Source organism: Trebonia sp. (genome assembly GCF_049794275.1).
Classification (GTDB): Bacteria; Actinomycetota; Actinomycetes; order Streptosporangiales; family Streptosporangiaceae; genus Trebonia.
Map to the genome: position 1 here is coordinate 1 of NZ_JBARCR010000467.1, position 1942 is coordinate 1942.

The 1942-nt window shown below is 69.6% G+C and carries 4 protein-coding genes; 1 reads left to right on the top strand and 3 read right to left on the bottom strand.

Annotation, left to right across the window (positions count from 1 at the left end):
- From WA805_RS12875 to WA805_RS12885, 3 genes are all read right to left on the bottom strand, one after another.
- A partial coding sequence (locus WA805_RS12875) for an ATP-binding protein (RefSeq protein WP_425242446.1) occupies nt 1–214 on the bottom strand: 214 nt, incomplete at its 3' end.
- Nucleotides 215–287: 73 nt separating this feature from the next.
- Nucleotides 288–1019, bottom strand: coding sequence for a maleylpyruvate isomerase family mycothiol-dependent enzyme (locus WA805_RS12880; protein ID WP_422338833.1), 732 nt, complete (start codon nt 1017–1019; stop codon nt 288–290).
- A complete protein-coding gene (locus WA805_RS12885; protein ID WP_422287452.1) occupies nt 1009–1599 on the bottom strand; it encodes a TetR/AcrR family transcriptional regulator in 591 nt (196 codons plus the stop codon). Before WA805_RS12885 ends, WA805_RS12880 begins: the two co-directional genes overlap by 11 nt.
- Before the next feature lie 205 nt (nt 1600–1804).
- Between WA805_RS12885 and WA805_RS12890 the strand changes: the two genes are divergently transcribed.
- A partial coding sequence (locus tag WA805_RS12890; RefSeq protein WP_425242447.1) for an ATP-binding protein occupies nt 1805–1942 on the top strand: 138 nt, incomplete at its 3' end.

The window sequence follows — 1942 nt, forward strand, 5'->3', positions numbered from 1 at the left end:
GAAAGGCTCCGAGCGGCCGCGGCGTGAACAGCCCGTCGCACGCCCCCAGGTAACACCGCGTGCCGGTCAGGCCGGCGGTGAACCGTTCGACGAGCGCGGACTTGCCCACCCCGGCCTCGCCCGCGACAAGGACCAGCCGTCCCTGACCGAGTCGCGCCTCGTCGCCGTAGGCGGCCAGGGACGCCAGCGGCTCTTCACGCTCAAGCAGGGCCATAACACCTAGTGTCGGCTATAGACCGCCCGGCGGGCAATCGCGGGTCCCGCCGGGGACCCCAGAAAGCCGAAGGTCAGAGCGGCAGCGGATGGCTGAGTACGCCGCGGGCCTGCTGACGGCCGGCGAGCGTGCGGACGAAATCGGTGGCGTCGATCCCGACATGCTCGCCACCCTGGCCCTGGCTGAAGGTCCCGCCGGCCGGGCCGTCTAGCACGAGCTCGAACGGCTCACCGTGGAGCGCGGCCCATTCGGCGACGATATCGGCGACCAGCCGGCCGTCGTGGTCTGGCTTGAGGTCCATCGGCCTGCCGGTCGCGTGGCAGATGTCGATGCGGTGGCACCAGACATCGCGGGTGAACCCCACGTCGAGCAGGTACTTGAGCGGCCTCCAGCCGATCGGCGGGCCGAACGGCAGCGGCACGTACCGCATCGGAGGCGGGGTGCCCCACCGGCCCTTGACCGCCTTCGGGCCTGCCTCCTTGAGCCGGCCGGCCAGCTCCGCGTTGGAGAGATGGACGCGATCGCGGATCTGCTGCTCGTTCAGGCCGTCAACCCAGTGATGTGAGTCGATCTGCTTGTTCAGCGGCAGCCCCCGGCGCAGCTGATGCGCGAACTCCCCAACCGAGGCCTGCGCCTCGGCCGATCCGAGCACGTGCAGGCCGATCTTGCGGACGTCCCAGGCGGTGCAGTCGGTGGGCATCGTCCACTCGTCCGGGGTGAGCGCGGCGGTCAGTTCCGCGAAGCGCTGGAATTCGTCTTCGGCGAGGCGGCGCGCCTCGGGGCGGTCGATGCGGTCAGCGGTCATTGGTTGCTCCCCGTGCGAGGGCGTCGTCGACCAGCAGGTCGACGAGACGGTTGAGGTGGCGAAGCCAGCGGTTGCCGCCGGGATCGTTGCTGATCTGCGCGTCGGTGAGACCGGCGGTGACGGCGACGATGCAGTCGATGTCGCCTTGCTCTGTCACCCCGGTGGCTCGCATCAGCGTGTCCAGGCCGCCCAGCACCTCCTCAGCCAGCGCGTACGACTCCGGCGAGGGCGTGAAGCCGGGGATGGGCCGCTGGAACAGCAGCTGGGAGCGGGCGGTGTCCTCGCACGCGAATGTCGCGAAGGCGGCCAGCCACTGCTTGAGGGCAGCACGGGGTTCCCTGGAGAACGTCACGGCGTCCAGCTGCTCCATGAGCTGCCGGTTGCCGTCGGCGAACATCGCGTCGTACAGGGCGTTCTTCGAGTCGAAGTACTCGTACAGCGACGGCTGGCGCATCCCGACCTCTCGCGCCAGGGCGTGCAGCGAGACACCGCCGATCCCGTGCTCCTTGGCTAGCGTCCAGGCGCACGCCACGATCCCCGCCATCCTCGCCTCACGGCGCTTCGCGACCGCGTTCGCCATCACGAACCGATCAGCTCGGGCCGGGGGCGCTGGTCATGCAGATCGGTCCCATCGGATCCTTCCCCTGCGTTTGCCTATCGCTGATAGGAGATTAACCTATCGCCGATAGGGAGTCAAGTGGTTGGCACACGCCTAGCTGGACCCCCGGTTCCTGGTTATCCTCGTCCTGACCAGGAGGGGGGACGCCGCCGTGGACGAGCCGTTCGTGGGCAGGACCGCCGAACTGGCCGAGCTGCGCCGGCAGTTCGAACTCGCCATGGCCGGACAGGGACGGGTGGTCGTGCTCGAAGGGCCCGCCGGCGGCGGGAAGACGGCGCTGATCCGGCGGTGCCTGCCGGGCTGG